Source organism: Castellaniella denitrificans, from assembly GCF_042653765.1.
Lineage (GTDB): Bacteria > Pseudomonadota > Gammaproteobacteria > Burkholderiales > Burkholderiaceae_B > Castellaniella > Castellaniella denitrificans.
In genome coordinates, this window is the sequence record NZ_JBHSEZ010000020.1 from 1 (window position 1) to 2,727 (window position 2,727).

Sequence of the window (2,727 nt, forward strand, 5' to 3'; positions counted from 1 at the left end):
CCACCACCGTCGCCGTCGCACCCGCGCCGGCATCCGCACCCAAGTCAAACCCGAAGGTTCCAGCCGCCGTCGCCGCCGTCGCTTCGCCCGAGTCCACCGCTAGGTCACCGCCCAGCGTCACCGTCGGAATGTCATCGACGATCCGAATATCCAGATTCTGGCTGTCGGTATCGCCATCCGCATCCTTGGCCACGACCGTGAAGCCATCGGTCGTGGCAATCCCGCTCACCTCCGGCGCATTGACCAGCGTATAGGTGTAATCGATCGTGATCGTGCCGTCGGCGTCCTGACTGTAGCCATGCAGCTCCATCGTGCCGTACCGGGTGTCCACAGTCTTGGATTCAGTGCCCAAGGCCTCCAGTTCCGACTTGCTCAGCACCAGCGTGGCCGGGTGGCCGCCGGCATCGGTATAGCCCAGCGTCACCGCGTTCGTATCGTCCAGCCCATCCAGCGCCTTGATCGTGAAGTAGGACTCAGCGGTCAGGTCGGCCGGCTTCGGATCGCTGCCCAAAGGCAGGCCGCTTTCGTACACCACGCGGTCGGTCGTATCGCCCGATACCGGCTGGTCGTTGTCGCCGGTCTTGCCCGGAGGCACGTCCACCGTCACGCCATCATCGGCCCCCGTGACCGTAATCACCAGGTCCGCCTGGGACGTATCCCCGTCGCCGTCGGTCAACGTGTACTTGAAGGTTTCGACGGCTTCCTCGCCCTCGCTCAGCGCTTGCAGAGCCAGGTAGCGCGGATCTTCGACATCACTCACCAGCGTGTAGATATAGTGGCCTTCGGCATCGATCATCAGGTCGCCATACTTGCCCTGCACCTCCGTCGTCCCGCTGGCCGGCACCGTCTCGCCATCCACGGCCCCCGGAGCCTGAATGCCCGTCACCGTCGAGCCGTCGGCTCCCTGATCGTCCACATGGTCGTCCGCCGAGGCGCCGTCGACGGTCAGGACATTGCCGGCCACCGACGTGCCGTCTTCGCCGATCGCATTGGCGTCATCATGCGCCATCGGCTCCGTGTCCGTGATGTTCGCCACCAGATCGGCCGAGGTCGAGCGGCCCTGGCTGTCATTGACGATGATGGTGATGCCATCAGGCAGCGCATCCTGGTCCAGGGGATGGTCCAGCGCGCCGTCGGACCGGTAGGTGTAATCCACCGTCCCGGTGGCTGGGTCATAGTGGGTCAGGGTCAACGAGCCCTTTTCCGTATCGATGACGATCGGCGTAGCCCCCGGGGAAGACAGGAGGTTCAGTTCCGCCTGGGTCACGGTCACGCCGCCGGGCTGGCCGGCTTCGGGGGTGAAGGTGAATTGCAGGCTGTTCAGCCCCGCAGCCGCGGTGAAAGCGAACGAGCCGGACACTCCGCCTTCCGTATTGTTTTCGGGAATGGAGAAAACACCGGCGGGCACTTCGGGGCCGCCCTCGCTCCCATCGGGGTCGTCGCTGACATCGATCGTCGGCCCGGCCGGAACCGGCGCGACCGTATCATCCGCCGTGGCGGCCACGCCACCCAACTGCACGAATTCAGGCGTCTCCACACCCGGGCGCGGGTAGGCCAGGCCCAGGGGCGAGGTGGTCTCGACCACGCTGGACAAGCGCGTGAAGCTGGCGCCGCCGCCACCGCCGCCGGTCAGCACCGCCGCGGTCGGGTCCAGAATGGCGAACGGGTCCTGGCCTGCATCCAGCGCGGCCAGCACCTGATCGACCACCGGGTCGGCCGGAGGCGTCACGGCGTTGTCCGCCGGCTGCGGCTGTGCCGCGGCCAGGTCGTCGGTGACCAGCATGTCGGTGTTCTGGCCCACGATCACCGGCGGCACGCCGGTGGCCTGCAGGGTCACGCTGGCGCCCTCGTCCGTCATGATGTGCGCGTTGACGGGCACGCGCATGCCCTCGTGCAGCGCAACCATCGTGCCGTCGGATGCGCGCATCCAGGCCTTGCCGGTGACGTGGGTGATCAGGACGGTATCGGTAGCCATGTTTGGGATTCCCAGTGGTGAATTCGGCGGCACCGGCCGGCGCAAAGGCGCGCAGCAACGGCAATCATGTGTCGGGATGCTACGCGAGTGGCGATGGACTTCGTATTGGCGGAAAAGACAATGCGAGCAGGAGGATGCTCAGGGAAAACTCGGAGCTTTCCCAGGTCGAGGCTCCCAGCCCATCATCACACCATGCGACCACGCATGATTGCGGCTGCCAGATGCAAAACACCCGCGCTCCGGAAAGACCGGGAGCGCGGGCGAAGAGCCTACGAAAAAGAGGGCTTAGCTGTGATCGACCTTCAGCTTGCCATCGTTGATCAGGCTCTGGATCAGCGCGGCCTGATCGCTGCCATGGCCAGCCGTCAGATCGACGTTGTCGATGACGATCTGCTGGTTATGGCTGTTGGCCACATCTCCATCCGTGCTGACGTTGATGATGGTCTTGCCCGCATCCGCGCCGGTGCCGCCGCTGATGTGGAGGTACTGCGTCAGATCGTTGGCGTCCGTATGGCCGCTCAGCAGTTCGCTCAGGTCGAGAGTATCCTTGCCCAGCGTACCGCCGCTCGTCACACCGAAGTCCGTGACGTGATCCACCGCGGGCGTCGCCGTGGAACCCTGGTCGCCCAGCTTCCACACGAACACGTCGTCGCCCGCACCGCCGGTCAGGAAGTCGTTGCCAGCGCCGCCATGCAGGTGGTCGTTGCCGGCGCCACCCACCAGAGTGTCGCTGCCCTGGCCTCCAAACAGCG

Annotated in this window: 2 protein-coding genes; both read right to left on the reverse strand. The window is 65.6% G+C overall.

Annotation, left to right across the window (positions count from 1 at the left end; genetic code table 11):
* Positions 1–1,975, reverse strand: a 1,975-nt coding sequence (locus ACFO27_RS12105; RefSeq protein ID WP_376817551.1) for a retention module-containing protein, incomplete at its 3' end; no start/stop codon positions are given.
* A gap of 285 nt (positions 1,976–2,260) precedes the next feature.
* The coding region (locus ACFO27_RS12110; protein WP_376817552.1) for a type I secretion C-terminal target domain-containing protein at positions 2,261–2,727 on the reverse strand (467 nt) is incomplete at its 5' end.